The following is a 260-nucleotide window of genomic DNA, read 5'->3' on the forward strand; positions in this document are numbered from 1 at the left end:
AGCCTGTCCTTCTCGGAGATCCCGTACCAGGCCATCGATCAGCTGGACGTGCAGACCGGCGGCTATGGTGCTCAGTACGGTTTCTCCACCGGTGGCGTGACCAGCGTCAACGTCAAGCGCGGCACCAACGAATGGAAGGGTGGTTTCAGCTGGACCGGCACCCCGGACTCGCTGCGTGAAAAAGCTCCGGACACCTACTACAGCGATGGCTCGCTGTTCCGTTCGTACGACAAGAACAGCAGCAGCTCCAACGTGTACAG

The 260-nt window shown here is 60.4% G+C and carries 1 protein-coding gene; it reads left to right on the forward strand.

Translation table 11 applies throughout. The features are described from left to right. Window positions 1-260 (forward strand): hypothetical protein (locus CDN38_RS33655; protein ID WP_142361394.1); only part of this gene is annotated, 260 nt, incomplete at both ends.

The sequence above is a fragment of the Mycobacterium ostraviense genome, assembly GCF_002705925.1.
GTDB classification, from domain to species: Bacteria; Actinomycetota; Actinomycetes; order Mycobacteriales; family Mycobacteriaceae; genus Mycobacterium; species Mycobacterium ostraviense.